We start from the raw sequence: 19,029 nt of genomic DNA on the forward strand, positions 1-19,029 counted from the left end.
GGTCAGCCGTGCCGAAATGCGGGTTGGAAGCGCCGCGCAGGCTGGCATATTTCCGCACAGGCAACAAAAGGATATCGCCCGTGACCGTTTCCGCCCCGACCGATCTCGCGACCGAAGTCGCCGCCATCCTGACCGGCTTCGGTGTCGATCCCGCGCGCTTCGGCGCGGGCCGGGCCGTCACCTCGCCGATCACCGGCGGCCGGATCGGCGCGGTGGCGGACAGCGAGGCACCGGCGGTCGAGGCGGCGATCGCCCGGGCGAGCACAGCTTTCGCCGCCTGGCGACTGGTGCCGGCGCCGCGCCGGGGCGAACTCGTCCGCCTGCTGGGCGAGGAATTGCGCGCGGCCAAGAGCGGCCTCGGCCGGCTCGTCACCCTCGAGGTCGGCAAGGTGCCGTCCGAGGGCGAGGGCGAGGTGCAGGAAATGATCGACATCTGCGATTTCGCCGTCGGCCTGTCGCGTCAGTTGCAGGGCCTCGCCATCCCGAGCGAGCGGCCGGATCACCGCATGATGGAGCAATGGCATCCGGCCGGTGTCGTCGGCATCGTCACCGCCTTCAATTTCCCGGTCGCGGTCTGGTCGTGGAACGCGGCCCTCGCCCTCGTCTGCGGCGATCCGGTGATCTGGAAGCCGTCGGAAAAGACGCCGCTGACCGCGCTCGCGGTGCAGGCCCTGTTCGAGCGGGCGGCGGCCCGGTTTGGCGGCGTGCCCGACGGCCTGTCGCAGGTCGTGACCGGTGGGCGCGAGGTCGGCCAGATGCTGGTCGACGATGCCCGCGTCGCCGTGCTGTCGGCGACCGGCTCCACCCGCATGGGCAAGGCGGTGGGCGAGCGGGTGGCGCGGCGCTTCGGCCGCTGCATCCTCGAACTCGGCGGCAACAATGCCTCCATCGTCGCGCCTTCGGCCGATCTCGACCTTGCGGTGCGGGCCATCGCGTTTGGCGCCATGGGCACCGCGGGCCAGCGCTGCACCACCCTGCGCCGGCTGATCGTTCACGCCTCGGTCTATGACGCGCTGGTGCCGCGCCTCGCCAAGGTCTATCGCACGGTCTCGGTCGGCAATCCGCTGCCGGGCGATGTGCTGGTCGGCCCCCTCGTCGATGCCGCCGCGGGCGAGGCGATGACGCGGGCGCTGGACGCCGCGCGGGCGCTGGGCGCGACCGTGACCGGCGGCGATATCGTGACCGTGCCGGGCGCGGAAGCCGCCTGCTATCGCCGCCCGGCCCTCGTCGAGATGCCGGAGCAGGCGGGGCCGATGCTGGAAGAGACCTTCGCGCCCATCCTCTATGTCGTGAAATATCAGGATTTCGCCGAGGCGATCGCCCTGCAGAACGGGGTCGCGCAGGGGCTCTCCTCCTCGATCTTCTCGACCGACATGCGCGAGACGGAGGGCTTCCTGTCCGCCGCCGGCTCCGACTGCGGCATCGCCAATGTCAACATGGGCACCTCGGGCGCGGAGATCGGCGGCGCCTTCGGCGGCGAGAAGGAGACCGGCGGCGGCCGCGAATCCGGCTCCGATGCCTGGAAGGGCTACATGCGGCGCCAGACCTCGGCGATCAATTTCGGGCGCAGCCTGCCCCTCGCCCAGGGCGTGAGGTTCGACGTGGAATGACCGCTTATGACGTGGTGATCGTCGGCGGCGCGGTCACGGGATCGTCGGTCGCCTATCATCTGGCGGCCCATCCCGGCTTTTCCGGCCGTATCCTCGTCGTCGAGAAAGACCCGGCCTATCGCTTCTGCGCCTCGGCCCTCTCGGCGGCGTCGATCCGCCAGCAATATTCGAGCGCGATCAACATCGCGATCTCGCTGCACGGCATCCGCTTCCTGCGCGGCATCGGCGAGACGCTGGCGGTCGATGGCGAGGCTCCGGCGATCGGACTCGTCGAGGGCGGCTACCTCTTCCTCGCGAGCGAGGCGGGGCGTCCCGTGCTCGAGGCCAATCACCGGCTTCAGCGCGAGATGGGCGCCGATGTCGCCCTGCTCGGCCCCGACGGGCTGAGCGCGCGCTTTCCCTGGCTGAACACGGAGGGACTCGCCCTCGGCTCCTTCGGCGTCACGGGCGAGGGCTGGTTCGACGGCTACGGTCTGATGCAGGCCTTCCGGCGCAAGGCCCGCTCCCTCGGTGTCGAGTACCGCGCCGCCACGGTGACCGATGTCGAGCGCGCGGGGGACCGGGTGGCCGCGGTCCGTCTCGACGACGGCAGCCGCATTCCCTGCGGCGCCCTCGTCAACGCGGCGGGCGGCGGCGGGCAGGCCCTTGCCCGCGCGACCGGGCTGCACATCCCCGTTCATAACAAGAAGCGTTACATCTTTACCTTCACCTGCGCCGAGCGGGTTTCGGGCGCGCCCCTGCTGATCGACCCGACCGGCCTCTACTTCCGGCCGGAAGGGCAGGGCTTCCTCTGCGGCATCCAGCCGCCGGAGGATCGGGATCCGGACGCCGACGGCGATTTCGAGGTCGATCACAGCTTTTTCGACGATCATATCTGGCCGACCCTCGCCGCCCGCGTGCCCGCCTTCGAGCGTATCCGTCAGGGCCGCGCCTGGGCCGGGCATTACGACATGAACCTGTTCGATCACAACGCCATCGTCGGGCCGGCGGGCGAGGTCGGGAATTTCTATCTCGCCAATGGCTTCTCCGGCCATGGGCTGCAGCAGTCGCCCGCCATCGGCCGCGGCCTCGCCGAACTGATCGTCGAGGGCGCATACCGCAGCCTCGACCTCTCGCCCCTTGGCTTCGGGCGGATCGCGGCCGGCCGGCCGGTGCGCGAACTCAACATCGTTTAGGCGGCGGCGATGACCCGGTTGCGCCCCTCGGCCTTGGCGCGGTAGAGCGCGCCGTCGGCCTGCTGCAGCAGCCGCGCCAGCGACAGGGGGGCCTCCGCCGTACTGACGGCGACACCGATGCTGACCGTGACCCGCAGCGTGCGGTCGCCGAGGTCGACCGGCGTCTCGTCGGTCAGGCGGCGCAGGCGTTCCGCGGCGGCCAGGGCCTTTTGCAGACCATTGTCGGGCAGCAGGATGACGAATTCCTCGCCGCCCTGACGGCCGAACAGGTCGCCGTCGCGCAAGGCGCCCTCCATCAGCCGGGCGAAGCTGATCAGGGTGATGTCGCCCGCGGCATGGCCATGGTTGTCGTTCACCCGCTTGAAATGGTCGATGTCGATCATCAGCGCGGCGAGCCGCGGCGACCGCAGGAGCAGGGCCTCGCCCTTGCCGGTCAGCGCGACCCGGTTCAGCGCGCCGGTCAGGAAATCATGGGTCGCGGCGTGGTCGAGCCGCTGCATCAATTCCTTCTGGCTGGCATTGAAGCTGGCGACGGTCAGCGGGCCAAGGGCGAGCAGGGTGACGCCAGCCCGCACCGACAGGGTCTCGTGGACATAGGATGTGGATTCGAGGTCCGGAATCCAGCCGGCCGACACGGCGATCAGCATCAGCCCGGTAACCCCGACCGTGAGGACGGCGGTGCCGAAAATGCCATAGCTGAGCGCGCACCACAGAAGCGCCGGGACCGGAAAGGCAATGGCGCCGGGGCCGCCGACGGCGAAGGCGGCGCCGACACTGGCGGCCACGGTCAGTCCCGGCGCGATCAGGCGCGCCGAATGAAGACTGTGGCGGACGGCGGGCAGGAAGGTCGCGGCGGAGCGCGGCAGGGTCAGGACGACCGGCAGCACGATGGCGGCATTGGACAGTTCCGCCGAAAACCAATAGGCGTAGCCCGACAGCAGCGGCCGGTCGAACAGCACCGGATTGGCGCCGCAGCCGACCAGCGCAGCCGCCGCCGCGCCGATCACGCAGATCAGGAACAGGCGCAGGACCGACAGGGGCCGCCGCAAATGGTCCTGCGCCGGATTGCCCCTGTTGTAGAGCCAGGTGCCGAGGCCGGCCATGACCAGGTTGGTGCCGTTCAGCCACACGGCCGCCAGCAGGGACGAGCCCGTGACGAAATCGGCCAGCAGATAGGCGAGGAAAGCGGCGATCCAGTTGATCGGCGTGTTCATCCGGGGGAAGCGGACCATCATGCCGAACAGCAGGGCATTCGCCGGCCAGAAGGCAGCCAGAAAACCCAGGGGGCGGGTCAGAATTCCGGTCATGCAAGCGATGAAGACGACCCCGGCGACGATCGCCGTGTCGGTCGAAACACCCTTCGGCAGATATCGCACTTTCCCGTTGTTCATTGCCCCCCGGCCTCTCCCCGCAGTCGCGAAGCCATTTCATCGTGGACCGATTAAGGAAAGGTGCAAGCGTGGACAATCGGCTTTGCCGCTGTCGGAAGGGTGCAACCGCGATTTCGCTGTACGGGTTTCACCAATCGGCTTACATAGGTGCAACCCATTCGGCGGAGCGCGATCATGGCCCTCACCACCATCGGCGTCAAAGTCAGCGACGAGTTGCGCGCGCGGCTGAAGGCTGCCGCCGACCGGATCGGCCAGACGCCGCATTGGCTGGTCAAGCAGGCGCTGACCGCCGCGATCGAACGGATCGAGCGCGGCCAGGGACTCGATGCCGGGGGTGAGGGCGACGGGGTGGCGCTGCTCGACGGCGACGGCGCAACCGAGCTGTCGCTTCCCTTCCTCGAATTCGCGCAAGGGGTCCAGCCGCAAGGGGTGCTGCGGGCGCGCATCACCGCCGCCTATCGCCGGCCAGAACCGGAATGCCTGCCCTATCTGATCGAACAGGCGAGCCTGCCCGAAGACAAGCGGGGGCGTGTCGCCACCCTCGCGCTGGACCTCGTCACCCAATTGCGGGCCAAGGGGCGCCACGGCGGGGTCGAGGGCTTGATCCACGAATATACCCTGTCAGAGCCCGAGGGCGTCGCCCTCATGTGTCTCGCCGAAGCCTTGCTGCGGATCCCGGACAAGGCGACGCGCGATGCGCTGATCCGCGACAAGATCGCCGCCGGCGACTGGAGCGCCCATCTCGGCCACAGCCCGTCGCTGTTCGTCAACGCCGCGACCTGGGGCCTGCTGGTCACCGGCAAGCTGACCGCGACGACGAGCGAGGCCGGTCTGTCGGCCGCCCTGACCCGGCTTATCGGCCGCTCGGGCGAGCCCTTGATCCGCAAGGGTGTCGACCTCGCCATGCGCATGATGGGCGAGCAGTTCGTGACCGGCCAGACCATCGCCGAAGCCCTTGCCAATGCCCGCAGGCTGGAGGCGAAGGGCTTTCGCTATTCCTACGACATGCTGGGCGAGGCGGCGACCACGGCGGCCGATGCCGCCCGTTACCTTGGCGATTACGAGACGGCGATCCACGCCATCGGTCAGGCCTCGGACGGGCGCGGCATTTACGAGGGGCCGGGGATTTCGATCAAGCTCTCCGCCCTGCACCCGCGCTATGCCCGCGCCCAGATCGAGCGGGTGACGGGCGAATTGCTGCCGCGCCTGAAAGGTCTCGCCCTGCTCGCCCGGCGCTACGACATCGGCCTCAACATCGACGCCGAGGAAGCGGACCGGCTGGAAATCTCCCTCGACCTGCTCGAAGCCCTGTGTTTCGATCCGGACCTCGCGGGCTGGAACGGTATCGGTTTCGTCGTGCAGGCCTATTCCAAACGCTGCCCCTTCGTCATCGACCATCTGATCGACCTCGCGCGGCGCTCCGGCCGGCGGTTGATGGTGCGCCTCGTCAAGGGTGCCTATTGGGACAGCGAGATCAAGAAGGCGCAGGTCGACGGGCTGGAAGGCTTTCCGGTCTATACGCGGAAAGTCCATACCGACGTGTCCTATCTCGCCTGCGCGCGAAAGCTGCTCGCCGCACCCGACGCGATCTATCCGCAGTTCGCCACCCACAACGCCCAGACCCTGGCCAGCGTCATGGTCATGGCCGGCGACAATTATTACGCGGGACAATATGAGTTCCAGTGCCTGCACGGCATGGGCGAGCCGCTCTACGAGGAAGTGGTCGGCAAGGGCAAGTTGAACCGGCCGTGCCGGATCTATGCCCCCGTCGGCACCCACGAGACCCTGCTCGCCTATCTCGTCCGCCGGCTGCTGGAGAATGGCGCCAACACCTCCTTCGTCAATCGCATCGCCGACGAGACCGTGCCGGTCGAAGACCTGATCGCCGACCCGGTACAGGCCGCGCGGGCGATCGAGCCTTTGGGCGCGCCGCATCCGGCGATCCGCCTGCCGCGCGACCTGTTCGGCGGCGAGCGGCCGAATTCCGCCGGCCTCGACCTCTCGAACGAACAGCGCCTCGCCTCGGTCTCGGCCGCGTTGCTGGCCAGTCTCGATGTCGCCTGGGTCGCGGGTGATCCGCTCGCCGCCATGGTGCCGGTCGCCAATCCGGCGGATCGGCGCGACACGGTCGGGCGGGTCGCCTTTGCCAGCCCCGCCGATGCGCCGGCCTTCGTCGGCGCCGCCGTCGCGGCCGGCCCGGCCTGGAGCGCGACGCCGCCCGCCGCCCGCGCCGCCTGCCTCTATCGCGCCGCCGACCTGATGGAGGCGCGGATGCCCCTGCTGCTCGGCCTCATCGTGCGGGAAGCCGGGAAATCGCTGCCCAATGCCATCGCCGAGGTGCGGGAAGCGGTCGACTTCCTGCGCTATTATGGCCGGACGGTGGAACGGGATTTCGATGGTCTCACGCACCGTCCGCTCGGCCCCGTGGTCTGCATCAGTCCGTGGAATTTCCCGCTGGCGATCTTCACCGGGCAGGTCGCGGCGGCGCTCGCCGCGGGCAATACCGTCCTCGCGAAGCCTGCCGAGGAAACCCCGCTGATCGCGGCCGAGGCCGTGCGCCTGCTGCAGGAGGCGGGGGTGCCGCCGGGTGTTCTGAACCTCGTCGTCGGCGATGGCGCGGTCGGGGCGGCGCTGGTGGCCGACAGCCGCATCCGGGGCGCGATGTTCACCGGCTCGACCGAGGTCGCGCGCTCGATCCAGCGCCAGCTCGCCGGGCGGCTGACGCCGGAGGGCCGGCTGATCCCGCTGATCGCCGAGACCGGCGGCCAGAACGCCATGATCGTCGACAGTTCGGCCCTCGCCGAACAGGTGGTGGGCGATGTCCTCGCCTCCGCCTTCGACAGCGCGGGGCAACGCTGCTCCGCCCTGCGCGTGCTCTGCCTGCAGGAGGATGTCGCCGACCGGATCCTGACCATGCTGAAGGGGGCGATGGCGGAACTCGTCGTCGGCAATCCCGACCGGCTGTCGACCGATGTCGGCCCGGTGATCACGGCGGAGGCGAAGGCAGGCATCGAAGCCCATGTCGCCGCCATGGCGGAGAAGGGCTGTCCGGTGTTCCGTCTGCCTCTGTCCGAGGCAACCTCGGCCGGGACCTTCGTCGCGCCGACGCTGATCGAGATCGGCGCCATCGCCGACCTCGGCCGGGAAGTGTTCGGCCCGGTCCTGCACGTCCTGCGCTACCGGCGCAGGGATCTCGATGCCGTGATCGACGCGGTGAATGCCACGGGTTACGGCCTGACCTTCGGCCTCCACACAAGGATCGACGAGACCATCGCCCGCGTGACCGGCCGCATCCACGCCGGCAACATCTATGTGAACCGCAACACGATCGGCGCCGTGGTCGGGGTGCAGCCCTTCGGCGGCGGCGGTTTGTCCGGCACCGGCCCCAAGGCGGGCGGGCCGCTCTATCTTCTCCGCCTGCTGTCCCAGCGGCCGGAAGAACAGGGCGCGGCCACGCCCCCGCCACTGGTCGAGACTTATGCCGCCTGGCTCGAGAAGCTGGCGCTGGAGCCTCTGGCCCAGCGCGCGCGGGAGATGGCGGCGCGCAGCCCGCTCGCCCGCCGCGCCGAGCTGCCGGGGCCGGTCGGCGAACGGAACGCCTATGGTTTCCGGCCGCGCGGCCGGGTGCTGGCGCGGGCGGCGACGGCGGAAGGCCTGCTGCGCCAGTTCGCCACCGTGCTCGCGACCGGCAACCGTCTCGTCGTCGAGGCGAATGGCTCGGCGGCGGATGTTCTGGCCGTGTTGCCGCCCGATCTCGCGGCCTTCGTCGAGACGGTGCCGGGGATCGCGGCCGCCGGCCCCCTCGCCGCCGCGCTCTACGAAGGGGACAGTGACACGCTGGCCGATTTCGCGAAGGCGCTGGCGGCCATCGACACGGGACCGATCGTCGGTCTGCAGGGCGTCGCCACCGGCAGGGACGACTATCGGCTCGATGCCCTCGTCGAGGAGGTTTCGGTCAGCACCAACACGGCGGCGGCGGGCGGCAATGCCAGCCTGATGACGATAGGTTGACACGCCCGGGGCGGGCACTGGCGGCAGAGAGTGCCCGGGATGGGCACTTGCCGACAGCCCGTGCCGGCCTCTACTCTCCTCCTGACAAAAAATCGGGGGAGAGGCCATGGGCCAGCAGCGCATTCACATCGTCCGCGACTTCAGGATGCCGGTCGCCGACCTCTACGCCCTTCTGGCGGAACACGAGAATCTGAACCAGGTCTTCGCCCCGGCGAAGATCACGCGGGTTCGGGACGGCGATACCAGCCGCAACGGCGCGGGCTCTGTCCGCCGCCTGAAGATGCCGGTCGGCGGCCCCTTCGAGGAGACGGTGACCCGCGCGGTCGAGAACGAACTGATCGAATACCGCATCACCAAAGGCAGTCCGCTGAAGAACCACCTCGGCACCATGCGCTTCTCGGCGACGCCGGCTGGCGGCAGCCGGCTGGACTACACCATCGTGTTCGAGGGCAAGCTGCCCTTCATCGGCGGCATCGTCCGCGCGGCCCTCGAAAAGGGTATCACCAAGGGCCTCGGCGCGATTTCCTGACAGATCAGCGCGCCGGCTCGACCACGATAGTCGCGGTCATGCCGGCGGACAGGCGCAGGCCCTCCGGCAGGGGGCCGAGGGCGATCCGCACCGGGATGCGCTGGGCGAGGCGCACCCATGAGAAGGTCGGGTTGACATTGGCCAGCAGGTCGCCGCCCTGCGGCGCCTCGCGGTCGACGATGGCGCGGGCGATGCCGGCGACCTTGCCGGACACGGGTGTCTCGAAACCCATCAGGCGCACCGAGGCGTCGTCGCCCTCGCGGACATGGGCGAGCTTGGTTTCCTCGAAATAGCCGACGACATAGAAACTGTCGCCGTCGACGATGGCGAACACCGGCTTGCCGGCGCTGGCGTAATCGCCGACGTGCAGTTGCAGGTTGGTGACGAAGCCGTTGACCGGCGCCCGGATTTCGGTCCGCGCGAGGTTGAGCCGCGCGGTCTCGAGGTCGGCCAGCGCCTGGTGCAGCGAGGCCGCGGCCTGCGCCGCCGCGCTCGCCGCCTGCTCGCGCGATTCCGCGGTGATGGCGTTGGAGCCGAGCTGGTTGCGCCGCTCGCTCTCGCGCCGGCGCTGGTCGGCCTGTTCCTTCAGGGCGGCGACCGTCGCCTCAGCCCGTTCGACCGCGATGCGATAGCGTTCGGGATCGACCACGAACAGGAGGTCGCCCTGTTTCACCGGCTGATTGTCGCCGACCTCGACCCTGACCACGAGGCCCGAGACATCGGGCGCGATCTGCAGGACATCGGCGCGGACCCTTCCGTCCCTTGTCCAGGGCGTGTCCATGTAGAGGGTCCAGAGGTAGAGGCCGGCGCCGATGGCGGCGCCGACGATGGCGAGGGTAAGGGCAAGGCGCGTCAGGCGCCGGGCGATGGACATGGGATGGGCTCCGTCACTGGTGCAGCACGGCGGCGACGCCGGCCAGCATCACGAGGTAAAGGGCGGTATTGAACAGGGGCGGGTGCCAGATCAGCGCATAGGCGCCCGCCCGGCCAAGGCCTTCCCGGACCAGCGCCCAGGGCACGGCCGCGATCAGGGCGTAAAGCAGCATGGGCGAGAGATAGACCCCCGCGAGGTCGAATTCCTTCAGCATGGTCATGCGGCGTGCTCCGGAATGGGGGCGGGGACGGGGGTGGGGGCCGGGGCGAGGCGGAAAAAGCCGGCATGTTCGGCGAGGCTGCTGCGGATGCCGGTGATTGTCACCAGGAGGGTCGCCGTCGTCTCGTCGTCGCCATCGGTGGCAAGCACCTGACCGGTTACGGCATCGAGCGTGTCGAGCGCGGCGGCACCGTCGTCGCGGCCGGCGAACAGCCGGGCGAGGGTGGCCAGCGCCTGTTCGGCCGCGGCACGCGGGGCGGGCGCGAAACCGTCCATGCCGCCGCGCAGGATCAGGATGTTGTGGCCGATGCGCAGCGCGGCGAGGCTGCCCTGCAGGATCGCGCGGTGGCCGAGGTCTTCGGCACCGATCCTTGTGATCAGGGCGTTGATGCGGTCGAACATATGGCTGGCGAAACGGCCGTGGTCCTGCGCGGCGGGTGCCGCGGCGAGCGAAGCGAGATCGCGCCGGATGCCGTCGACGTGACGCCGCACGGTCCAGTCGACGCCAAGGGGGCGCAGCAGGGCGAACATGACGACGGCGGCGCCGATGCCGAAGATGAGGGCAAGGGAGGCGTTGACGAAACTCTCGAAGGCGAGGACGGGCCGGCTCTGCACGCCCATGATGGCGATGGTGCTCATGATCAGGGGCATGACCTTCGGCGCATAGCGCCGGTCGGGCACCAGCATTCCCAGCGGCACCAGCAGCAGCGCGAGACTGGCGGCCAGCAGTGGAAAGCCGTCGATGGCGGGAAATACCGCATAGTCGTAAAGCGCCGCGATGGGCAGGGCGACCGCGCTGAGCTTCAGGAAGCCGAGGGCGCCCGCGGCCGGATCGTCCAGCGTCGCCATCAGCGAGCAGACGACGACGACGAGGGTCGCGGCATTGCCGCCCTGGGCCCAGCCGGTGCCGATCCAGAAGGCGGCGGTGACGCAAAGGGCGAGGGCGGCGACGAGGCCGGCGACCAGCGCCTGGGTATGGTCGCGATAACGGGCGAGGCCCGGCGCCGGGCCGAGATCGGGCGGCGCCGCGCCGCGCAGCAGGGCGCGGGAGAATCGCTCCATGTCGGCGGTCGCCACCAGCACGTCGCCTGTGCGGGCGACCAGGATGTGTTCGATGCGATGCGCGGGGTCGCGCTTCATCTCGGCGAGGCTGGGTCGGGCGGCCGCCACTTTCTCGGCCAGGGCGGTGTCGGCCTCGCGGCTTTCGACGGCGTCGGCAACTTCGGCCATCAGGGGGGCAAGGCCGGCGGCGCGGCCCGTCCGGTCGCGCAGCAGGATGCGCAGGCGGTCCTGGATCGACAGCAGGATCGAGGCGAGGGAGAGCAGCCGTGCCTGCAGGTGGCGCAGGGCATCGTCCTGACGCCGGACCTCGGGCGTGTCCAGCCGGGCCTGCGCGCGCAAGAGGTCGATGGTCATGATGTCGCCCAGCAGCTTGCGCCGGTCGGCGAGGGCGGCGCGCTCGTCGCTGACACCGCGCAGCACGTCGGCGGCCCAGGCCCGGGCGGCTTCCACGCTGTCGGCCACCGTGCGCTTCAGCACGCGGCCGGCGGTAATCGGCAGCACGACCCGGCTGACCAGCGTCGCGCACAGGATGCCGAGGCAGATTTCGGTCACCCGGGCGACGGCGGTATCGAAGACCGACAGCGGCGCGTCGACGGCGGCGAAGCCGATGATGGCGGCGGTATAGCCCGCCAGCATGGCGCCATAGGAAGCGGGCGCCTCGCGCAGCAGGACCGACGTGTAGAGACAGGCCCCGACCCAGAGCGCGAGGCCGAGCACGAAGAATTCCCGCGCGTCGGCGAAAGCGGCGATCAGGAGGACGGACATGGTCGCCCCGGCGAAGGTGCCGGCGATGCGGGCGAAGGATTTGGCGAGCACGGCGCCCGCCAGCGGCTGCGAGACGATATAGGCGGTCAGCAGCGCCCAGGTCGGCTGCGCGAGATCGAGCCGGAAGGCGATCCAGACCGCCAGCATCCCGGCGCCGAACGTCTTCAGCGAGAAGATCAGCCTGCGGGAGACGGGCATCATGGCGTCGCCGTCTCGCGCCGCTCCGCGGCGATCCGCGCGCAATTGTCCTGCACCGTGGCGAAGACCGCCTTGCAGGCTTCGATCTGTTCCGGCGTGAGGCCGGCCAGCAGGCGGTCCTGAAGCTCCAGCGCCTCCTGCCGCAGGCGGGTCGCCAGGGTGCGGCCGGCCTTTGTCAGATGCAGGGTCTTGGCCCTGCGGTCGGCCGGGTCTTCCCGCCGCTCGACCAGTTTCGCCGCCTGCAGATTGTCGAGCAGGCGGACGAGGGACGGTCCCTCGATGCCGAGGCTGGCGGCGAGGCGGGTCTGATGCAGGCCTTCGCCCAGGATGTGGATGTGGATCAGCGGCCGCCAGGTCGCCTCGCTCAGGCCATCGGCGATGAAGGCATCGTCCAGCGCCCGGCGCCAGGCCCGCATGGTGGTGATCAGCTGGAAGCCGAAGGTGTCGATGTCCGTTCTCATGCTATTAGTTAGCTCTCTAATAATTATGTTTTGAATTATGTTCTCGACGGATCAGCCCTGCGTTTCGCGCAAGGGCGCCGCCGCCCGGTTTGACGCCCGCCGCCGCATTGCCTAGGTTGCCGCTTCGTATCGCGAGGTCCGCCATGGCGTTTCGGGTAAAGCTTCCGCAATTCGGGGTGGAGATCGAGGTGCCGCGCGGCATGACCATCCTCGATGCCGCGCTCGAGGAAGACCTCGATTATCCCTTCTATTGCCGGGGCGGCACCTGCGGCCGCTGCAAGTCGGTGCTGGTCGCGGGCACGGTCGATCTGAAACCCTACGCCGGCTTCGCCCTGCCCGAAGCCGAGGCGGCGGCCGGCCTCATCCTCGCCTGCCGGGCGCTGCCGCAATCCGACTGCGAAGTCACTTTCCTCGACGCGCCGGCGCTGCCCGGCTGAACGGACAAGCCATGGCCATCACCATTGCCACCTGGAACATCAATTCGGTGCGCCTGCGCATCGGCATCGTCGAACAGTTTCTGGCCGCGGAGTCGCCCGATGTCCTGTGCCTGCAGGAAATCAAGACCATCGACGACAGTTTCCCGCGCAAGGCCCTGATCGAGGCGGGCTATCCGCATCTCGCCATCGCCGGGCAGAAGGGCTACCACGGCGTCGCCATCGCCTCGAAGCTGCCGTTCAAGACCGTCGAGAAGGACGACTGGGTCGCCATGGGCGATGCCCGCCACCTGCGCGTCCGCTTCGAGGACGGGTTGCTGCTCGACAATTTCTACATTCCGGCGGGCGGCGACGAGCCGGACCCGGTGGCCAACCCGAAGTTCGATCACAAGCTGAAATTCCTGCGCGAGATGGTCGCCTGGGGCGAGAGGCGGCGGGCGAGCGAGAAGCGCGCCATCGTGGTCGGCGATTTCAACGTCGCCCCGCTCGAGCACGATGTCTGGAGCCACAAGAAGCTGCTCGACGTGGTCAGTCACACGCCCATCGAGACCAATCTCCTTGGCGAGGTGCAGGCCGCCCACGACTGGGTCGATGCCGTCCGCCATTTCGTGCCGCCCAGCGAGAAGCTCTATTCCTGGTGGTCCTACCGCGCCGCCGACTGGAATGCCGCCGACAAGGGGCGCCGTCTCGACCACATCTGGGTCACGCCCGATCTGGCCGGCGGGCTGGTCTCGACCCGGACCCTGCGCGAGGCCCGGGGCTGGGAAAAGCCGTCGGACCATGTGCCGGTGATGCTGACTCTTGAAGTCTGAGGAATGATTGCAACCATTATGGGTTTATTAGGGGATTGAATCTCCAATATGGGGGCAAATTAAACCAAGTCCGGGAGGACAAGGATCATGCCCCAGACCCGCCGCCCCGCCCACCGGTGCCTGTTCCTCTGTCTCACGGTTTCCATGGCCGCTCTCCTGTCCGCCTGCGGTGGTGGGGGGGGCAGCAACAGCGGCGCCAGCACCACCACGACCACCACCACGACGACGACGGCGCCGGCCACGGTCACGACGACCACGCCGACGACGACGGTCACCACCCTGGTGACCACGGTCGCCAGCGTCTTCGAGACGGCGGAATACAGGCGTCAGGCCGCGCTCGCCATGGTCGGCGCCAGCACCGCCTGGGCGACCGGCGCTTCCGGGCAGGGCATCGTGGTCGCGGTGAACGACGGCCAGGTCGACACTTCGGTCAGCGAGCTTGCGGGCCAGATCGCCAGTGGCGGCTATAACTGGATCGGCGACTCGACCCCCGATACCCATGCCACCCATCTGGCCGGGACCATCGCCGCGGCCCATGACGGCACGGGCATGGAGGGGATCGCCTGGTCGGCCAGCATCCTGCCCCTGACGACTTTCGATACCAACAATTACAGCGAAACCCGCGATCCTTACGACGGCATCATCTATGCCGCCAACGTCGGCGCGGATATCGTCAACAACAGCTGGGGCTCCAGCCCGACCGACACGACCCCCGCCGCGCTGACGTCGGCCGTGCGCTATGCGACCGACCGCGGCACGGTCGTCGTCTTCTCGACCGGCAATGCCGGCGCCGACCAGCCGAATGCGACGGTCATGGTGCCGCTCTACGACACGCTGACCAAGGCGATGGTGGTCGCGGTCACGGCGGTCGGCACCGATGGCACCCTGGCGTCCTACGCCAATGCCTGCGGCAAGGCGGCGGCCTGGTGCCTCGCCGCGCCCGGCACCTCGATCCTGGCGACCGATGCCGGCGGTGGCTATATCACCATGACCGGCACCTCGATGGCCGCCGCCCTCGTCTCGGGCGGGCTCGCCGTCGTCATGTCGCGCTTTCCCGAACTCACCCATGCCCAGGTCGTCTCGCGCCTGCTGACCACGGCGACGGATACCGGCATTTATGCCGACAGCGCGCTCTACGGTCAGGGTCTGATGAATCTGGCGGCGGCGACAAAGCCGATCGGCACGCTGGTCGCCGCCTCGGTCGGCAGCACCGTGGCGACCGATGGCACGGCGGCGACGACGAGCGCCGCCCTGTCCTCCAACGCGGTCATGGGCGATGCGCTGGTGCAGGCCCTGTCCGGTACTTCCGCCGCGCTGTTCGACAGCTATGACGGCGCCACCTTCACCGCCGACATGGGCGCCATGGTGGTCGGGCAGAAAGGCAGCGCGGTCGCCGATCTCGCCTTTTCGGATTTCGGCCGTGGCCATTTCTCCGACGTCACCGGCGTGCCTGGTCTCCGCCTGACCATGGGCCTGCGCCAGGGCGAGGTCGGCGCCGAAGCTGCCCTGACCAGCACCGGCGTGACGTCAACCAGCACGGTCGCCACCTTGCGCTTCGCCTTCGACGAATCGACCATCGCCTTCGCCGGTCTGCACGCCGGTTTCGCCGAAGTTTCGCCGTCCCTCGACAGCCTGCCGATCGAGGCCGGGCTCGCCCTGACCGAAGGGGCCTTCACGCCCGGCGCCCTCGGCCTTGCCGACAATGGCGCTGTTGTCGGCATCGACAGCCGGCTGGGCGAGGGCAGCCATCTCTCGCTCGCGGTCATGAACGGCACGGGCGAGGCCGGGGCTTACGGCGCGGGCGATGTCGGCACCGGCGCGACCGCGGTTCAGGCGGCCCTGCGTCAGGATATCGGCGATCGTCTGACCGTCGAAGCCGCACTCGCCTATGTCGCCGAGGATGGCCGGATGCTCGGCGCCTCGGGTCAGGGGCTGCTGTCCATCGGCGGCGCCGAAACGGCGCAGGTTTCCATCGGCGCGACCTATGCCTTCGATGACAAGGTCGCCCTCTATGCCCGCTACGACCGGGCCGTGACCTCGGCCCGCGACACGGGCGCCTTCATCGCCGACGCGGGCGGCATCACCAGCGACAGCTGGACTGTCGGCCTCCTTGGCCGGGATGCCTTCGCGGCCGGCGATCACTGGGGGTTCAGCGCCCATCAGCCGCTGCGCGCCAGCTCGGGCCGCATCACCCTTGACCGGCCGCTGGGCCGGACCGAAGACGGCACGGTCTATGGCGACAAGGTCACGCTGGACCTGAACGGCGACGGCCGCGAGATCGACTGGGAAGCCTTCTATGCCTTGCCGCTCGACGAACAGTCCCTGCTCGGCTTCAACCTGCTTTACGTCGTCGATCCGGGCAATATCGCCTCGGCCGACGACGAGGTACTGGGCATGGTGCGCTACCGTCGGCGTTTCTGAACCGTCAGCGGCCGCGCAGCAGGGCGGTGGAGCGGTCGAGGCGGCGGGCCAATTCCCGCATGACGGCGATGCCGACGGCCGGGAATTCCTGGATCAGGTCGAAGAACAGCTCGCCGTCGAGGCGCAGCACCGCCATCTCGCCATCGGCCCTGACCGTCGCCGTGCGCGGCACGTCGGCCAGCAGGGCCACCTCGCCGAACAGCGTGCCCACGGGAACCGGGCCGACGCGCAGCTCGCTGCCATCGGCGACCTTGACGAAGGCCGATGCCTCGCCCGACAGCACGACATAGACCGCGTCGCCCGCCTCGCCCTGACGCACCAGTTCGGTGCCGGCGGCGACATTCAGCCGCTCGGCGGCGAAGGCGATCAGCTTCAGGCGGGCCGGGTCCACCCCCTGGAACAACGGTACGGCGGCCAGGGTGGCGGCGTCTTCACTCAGGCTCATGTCGGCTATTCCCCATTTCCTGCCGCAGGATGCGACGGCCTTCGCCGTGCTGCAAGATGCGGCCGCGTTCCAGTGTGACGATACGGTCGAAGCCTTCCGCGAGGCCGGCATCGCCCAGGGCGGCGACGACCGTCACCCCCGCGGCGGCTTCCTCGCGCAGGAGGGTCATGATGTCGGCGCGGCAGGTGGCGTCGAGCGCGCCCAGCACATCGTCGAGCACGATGACGTCCGGCCGGCGCAGCAGCACCCGGCCGAGGGCGATGCGCTGGCGCTCGCCGAGACTGAGGCGCCCGCCGCCGATGCCGACGTCGAAATCGAGGCCGAGCCGGCGCAGCTCGTCGCCAAGGCCGAGGGATTCGAGCACGTCCGCCGCGAGGGCCGGAACCTGACCGGCGGCCCCCGCGCGGTCGGCCGCGATCCGGCCGAACAGCACATTGTCGAGGATGCTGGCGGCGGGATTGACGCTGGCGGCATCGAAACGGGCGATGCCGATGCCGGGCAGTTCGGTCCGCAGGCGGTGCCGGGCCTCGACGATGGCGGCCTTCAGCGCCTCGTCGACGGCATTCAGCCGGTGGCGCGACGCGATCACGCGAAAGGGCAGATTGGTCAGCAGGGCGCGGTCGGCGCGGGTCAGGCTGTCGCCCGGGCGGCCGGACAGGGCGATCAGATGGCGCAATTCCCCCGGCGAGACCAGGGCGAAGCGGCGCACCATCTCGTGGCCCGGATCGAGGTCGGCGAAAAGTTCGATCATCACCGCGGCGATGGTCTGCCCCGCCGCGAACAGCCGCTCGGCGAGGCCGCAGCGGACGAGGAGGTCGTGCAGCGCCGGATGTTCGGCCAGACGGTCGGCGTCGAGCGCGGGATCGGTCGGCAGGCCGAACAGCAGGTTCTCGGCCATGGTGGCGTGGTCGTTATAGCCCCCCTCGTCGAAGCGGGCGATCAGGTCGACCTGACCGCGCTCGCGCAGGCGGGTGTCGAGGGCGGCGCGCGCGGCGACGATGCGGGGGCCGAGGTCGGCCACGGCCCCCGCGGGCAGCCGGGCCTGAAGCCCGAGGCGGAACAGCCCGTCGCCAAAGCCGAGCCGGCTCAGCAATTCGACCATGCGGCGGCGCAGGGCCTCGCGGTCGGCGACCCCGGCGGCGGCGTAATCGACCCAGTCCGCCTCGATGGAATCGGCCGGATTGCCCGACAACAGGGCCTCGCGGAAGTCGATATCGCCGCCCAGCCCCAGCCCGGGCCGCGCCTGCAGGCCGAAGGCGAGATTGTCGGCGATGGAGCGGGCCTGCAGGCCGCTGCCCGGCCCGACATAGGCGATGCGCCGGTTGACCAGCGAGGCGGGCAGGCGGGCGATCTCCTGCCCGGCGATGCGCACGCGCCCGGCCGAAGCCTCGACGAGACCGCAGAGCGCCAGCGCCAGAGCCTCGCGCCCGCCGCCCGATGGGCCGACGAGGGCGGTCAACTGGCCGGCGGGTATGGTCAGGCGCACCCGGTCGAGGCGCAACGCCTCGCCCTCGTCCCGCACGACGAGGTCTTCGACCGTGATCGCCTGCCCCCGAAAGTCGACCGCCTCCTCGGGCTGGGCGTCGCGGGCCGCCGGGCGCAGATCGGGCCGGTTGAACAGGCGCAGGGTGTTTTCATATTTCACCCGCGCATCCTCCCGGCCCTGATACCAGTCGAGCAATTCGCGCCAGGGCGTCGCCATGTCCTTGTGGGCGGCGATGGCGGCGATCAGTGTGCCGATGTCGAGGCGCCCCTCGATCACCATCAAGCCGCCCGCGGCGTAGAACAGCACCGGCCCCGACTGCTGCAGCAGGGTGTTGATGGTCTTGATGGCGAACTTGCGCTGCGCGATGTCGAGCCGCACCCGATAGATCAGGGCCAACTGGGCGCCCAGCCAGGCGCGGGTCCAGCGCGTCTGGTCGTTGGCATGAATGTCGGTGACGAGGCGGAAGGTCTCGTCGATCCGCTCGCCGAGGCCGCGGGTCAGGCGCCCGCGCTCGCGCGAGAGGTCGTTGACCCTGCGTTGCAGACGCGGCACGACGATCATGCTCAAGGGATAGATCGAGGCGGCGGCGGCGGCGATCAGCGGATCCTGCCACACGAGGAAGATCAGGATGACCGCGAGGGTGCCGCCCTGATAGGCCGGGACCGAGACCGCGTCGCCGACATGACCGCACAGACTGTCGAGATCGGAGCCCATGGCCGCCAATGTCTCGCCCGCCGTGCGCTGGCGGAAGGCGTGCAGCGGAAAGCGCAGCACGAGGGAGAGGATCTGGAAGCGGATGCGACGCAGCGCCCGCTCGGCGGTCAGGTTGCGCAGCCGCGCGATCCAGAAGCGGAAACGCTGGTTGATCAGGACGAGCAGCAGGAGGATGAGGCACTGCAGGCCAAGGGTCACCGGCCGGTCGAGCGGCAGGCCGAACAGGCTGGCCGGCAGGTCGCGGCCGAACAGGCGCAACGGCTCCCCCTTGTCCGCGCCGAGCAGGGCCACGATTTCCTTCGGCATCTCGTAATAGAGCCAGAGGAAGGGGAAGGACGCGAAGGCGATCCCGAGCATGGCGAATTGCGCGCCGGCCGTGTGGCGCCAGACGAACTGTCTGAAATCCCGCTGCACCTCTCCGC

General features: G+C 69.5%; 14 protein-coding genes. 7 read left to right on the forward strand and 7 right to left on the reverse strand.

Annotated features, from left to right (window positions below; all coding sequences use genetic code 11):
* Positions 1 to 80 precede the first annotated feature (80 nt).
* Together amaB and DKG74_RS07805 are read left to right on the forward strand one after the other, a co-directional pair.
* Entirely contained in the window at positions 81 to 1,610 is a 1,530-nt protein-coding gene (gene amaB, locus DKG74_RS07800) for an L-piperidine-6-carboxylate dehydrogenase (RefSeq protein ID WP_243404048.1), read from the forward strand.
* Positions 1,607 to 2,785: an NAD(P)/FAD-dependent oxidoreductase gene (locus DKG74_RS07805; protein WP_109904388.1), complete on the forward strand. Its 1,179-nt coding sequence runs from the start codon at positions 1,607 to 1,609 to the stop codon at positions 2,783 to 2,785. Before amaB ends, DKG74_RS07805 begins: the two co-directional genes overlap by 4 nt.
* On the opposite strand, the gene DKG74_RS07810 is transcribed toward DKG74_RS07805, so the two are convergent.
* Entirely contained in the window at positions 2,782 to 4,176 is a 1,395-nt protein-coding gene (locus DKG74_RS07810) for a GGDEF domain-containing protein (protein ID WP_109904390.1), read from the reverse strand. The two genes, DKG74_RS07805 and DKG74_RS07810, sit on opposite strands and share 4 nt — an antisense overlap.
* A 174-nt stretch (positions 4,177 to 4,350) precedes the next feature.
* Between DKG74_RS07810 and putA the strand changes: the two genes are divergently transcribed.
* A complete protein-coding gene (gene putA / locus DKG74_RS07815; protein WP_109904392.1) occupies positions 4,351 to 8,187 on the forward strand; it encodes a trifunctional transcriptional regulator/proline dehydrogenase/L-glutamate gamma-semialdehyde dehydrogenase in 3,837 nt (1,278 codons plus the stop codon).
* 106 nt (positions 8,188 to 8,293) lie between these two features.
* Positions 8,294 to 8,716: an SRPBCC family protein gene (locus DKG74_RS07820; RefSeq protein ID WP_109904394.1), complete on the forward strand. Its 423-nt coding sequence runs from the start codon at positions 8,294 to 8,296 to the stop codon at positions 8,714 to 8,716.
* Positions 8,717 to 8,720: 4 nt separating this feature from the next.
* Here DKG74_RS07820 and DKG74_RS07825 read toward each other — a convergent pair whose 3' ends face one another.
* Genes DKG74_RS07825 through DKG74_RS07840 form a run of 4 tightly spaced genes read right to left on the reverse strand, consistent with a single transcriptional unit; the run spans position 8,721 to position 12,295 of the window.
* On the reverse strand, positions 8,721 to 9,590 hold the full coding sequence (locus DKG74_RS07825) for an efflux RND transporter periplasmic adaptor subunit (RefSeq protein ID WP_109904396.1): 870 nt from the start codon (positions 9,588 to 9,590) through the stop codon (positions 8,721 to 8,723).
* 13 nt (positions 9,591 to 9,603) lie between these two features.
* Entirely contained in the window at positions 9,604 to 9,810 is a 207-nt protein-coding gene (locus tag DKG74_RS07830; protein ID WP_243404049.1) for a DUF1656 domain-containing protein, read from the reverse strand.
* Entirely contained in the window at positions 9,807 to 11,837 is a 2,031-nt protein-coding gene (locus DKG74_RS07835) for an FUSC family protein (RefSeq protein WP_109904398.1), read from the reverse strand. The genes DKG74_RS07830 and DKG74_RS07835 overlap by 4 nt, the downstream gene beginning before the upstream one ends.
* The gene (locus tag DKG74_RS07840) at positions 11,834 to 12,295 is read right to left on the reverse strand and encodes a MarR family winged helix-turn-helix transcriptional regulator (protein WP_109904400.1); all 462 of its coding nucleotides are present in this window, start codon (positions 12,293 to 12,295) and stop codon (positions 11,834 to 11,836) included. The genes DKG74_RS07835 and DKG74_RS07840 overlap by 4 nt, the downstream gene beginning before the upstream one ends.
* Before the next feature lie 143 nt (positions 12,296 to 12,438).
* Between DKG74_RS07840 and DKG74_RS07845 the strand changes: the two genes are divergently transcribed.
* From DKG74_RS07845 to DKG74_RS07855, 3 genes are all read left to right on the forward strand, one after another.
* Positions 12,439 to 12,732 carry a 2Fe-2S iron-sulfur cluster-binding protein gene (locus DKG74_RS07845; RefSeq protein ID WP_109904402.1) on the forward strand — a complete coding sequence of 98 codons (294 nt, stop codon included), beginning with the start codon at positions 12,439 to 12,441 and terminating at the stop codon, positions 12,730 to 12,732.
* Between the two features lie 11 nt (positions 12,733 to 12,743).
* Positions 12,744 to 13,541: an exodeoxyribonuclease III gene (gene xth / locus DKG74_RS07850; RefSeq protein WP_109904404.1), complete on the forward strand. Its 798-nt coding sequence runs from the start codon at positions 12,744 to 12,746 to the stop codon at positions 13,539 to 13,541.
* 87 nt (positions 13,542 to 13,628) lie between these two features.
* Positions 13,629 to 15,962 carry a S8 family peptidase gene (locus DKG74_RS07855; RefSeq protein WP_109904406.1) on the forward strand — a complete coding sequence of 778 codons (2,334 nt, stop codon included), beginning with the start codon at positions 13,629 to 13,631 and terminating at the stop codon, positions 15,960 to 15,962.
* A gap of 4 nt (positions 15,963 to 15,966) precedes the next feature.
* Here DKG74_RS07855 and DKG74_RS07860 read toward each other — a convergent pair whose 3' ends face one another.
* Together DKG74_RS07860 and DKG74_RS07865 are read right to left on the reverse strand one after the other, a co-directional pair.
* The gene (locus DKG74_RS07860; RefSeq protein ID WP_165837585.1) at positions 15,967 to 16,407 is read right to left on the reverse strand and encodes a cyclic nucleotide-binding domain-containing protein; all 441 of its coding nucleotides are present in this window, start codon (positions 16,405 to 16,407) and stop codon (positions 15,967 to 15,969) included.
* Positions 16,394 to 19,021, reverse strand: coding sequence for an ATP-binding cassette domain-containing protein (locus tag DKG74_RS07865; protein ID WP_109904410.1), 2,628 nt, complete (start codon positions 19,019 to 19,021; stop codon positions 16,394 to 16,396). The genes DKG74_RS07860 and DKG74_RS07865 overlap by 14 nt, the downstream gene beginning before the upstream one ends.
* Positions 19,022 to 19,029: the final 8 nt, after the last annotated feature.

This window comes from Zavarzinia aquatilis (assembly GCF_003173035.1).
Lineage (GTDB): Bacteria > Pseudomonadota > Alphaproteobacteria > Zavarziniales > Zavarziniaceae > Zavarzinia > Zavarzinia aquatilis.

Coding starts and splice junctions, on each gene's coding strand:
- DKG74_RS07805 (WP_109904388.1), top strand. CDS start 1,607: ATGACCGCTTATGACGTGGTGATCGTCGGCGGCGCGGTCACGGGATCG.
- DKG74_RS07810 (WP_109904390.1), bottom strand. CDS start 4,176: ATGAACAACGGGAAAGTGCGATATCTGCCGAAGGGTGTTTCGACCGAC.
- putA (WP_109904392.1), top strand. CDS start 4,351: ATGGCCCTCACCACCATCGGCGTCAAAGTCAGCGACGAGTTGCGCGCG.
- DKG74_RS07820 (WP_109904394.1), top strand. CDS start 8,294: ATGGGCCAGCAGCGCATTCACATCGTCCGCGACTTCAGGATGCCGGTC.
- DKG74_RS07825 (WP_109904396.1), bottom strand. CDS start 9,590: ATGTCCATCGCCCGGCGCCTGACGCGCCTTGCCCTTACCCTCGCCATC.
- DKG74_RS07830 (WP_243404049.1), bottom strand. CDS start 9,810: ATGACCATGCTGAAGGAATTCGACCTCGCGGGGGTCTATCTCTCGCCC.
- DKG74_RS07835 (WP_109904398.1), bottom strand. CDS start 11,837: ATGATGCCCGTCTCCCGCAGGCTGATCTTCTCGCTGAAGACGTTCGGC.
- DKG74_RS07840 (WP_109904400.1), bottom strand. CDS start 12,295: ATGAGAACGGACATCGACACCTTCGGCTTCCAGCTGATCACCACCATG.
- DKG74_RS07845 (WP_109904402.1), top strand. CDS start 12,439: ATGGCGTTTCGGGTAAAGCTTCCGCAATTCGGGGTGGAGATCGAGGTG.
- xth (WP_109904404.1), top strand. CDS start 12,744: ATGGCCATCACCATTGCCACCTGGAACATCAATTCGGTGCGCCTGCGC.
- DKG74_RS07855 (WP_109904406.1), top strand. CDS start 13,629: ATGCCCCAGACCCGCCGCCCCGCCCACCGGTGCCTGTTCCTCTGTCTC.
- DKG74_RS07860 (WP_165837585.1), bottom strand. CDS start 16,407: ATGAGCCTGAGTGAAGACGCCGCCACCCTGGCCGCCGTACCGTTGTTC.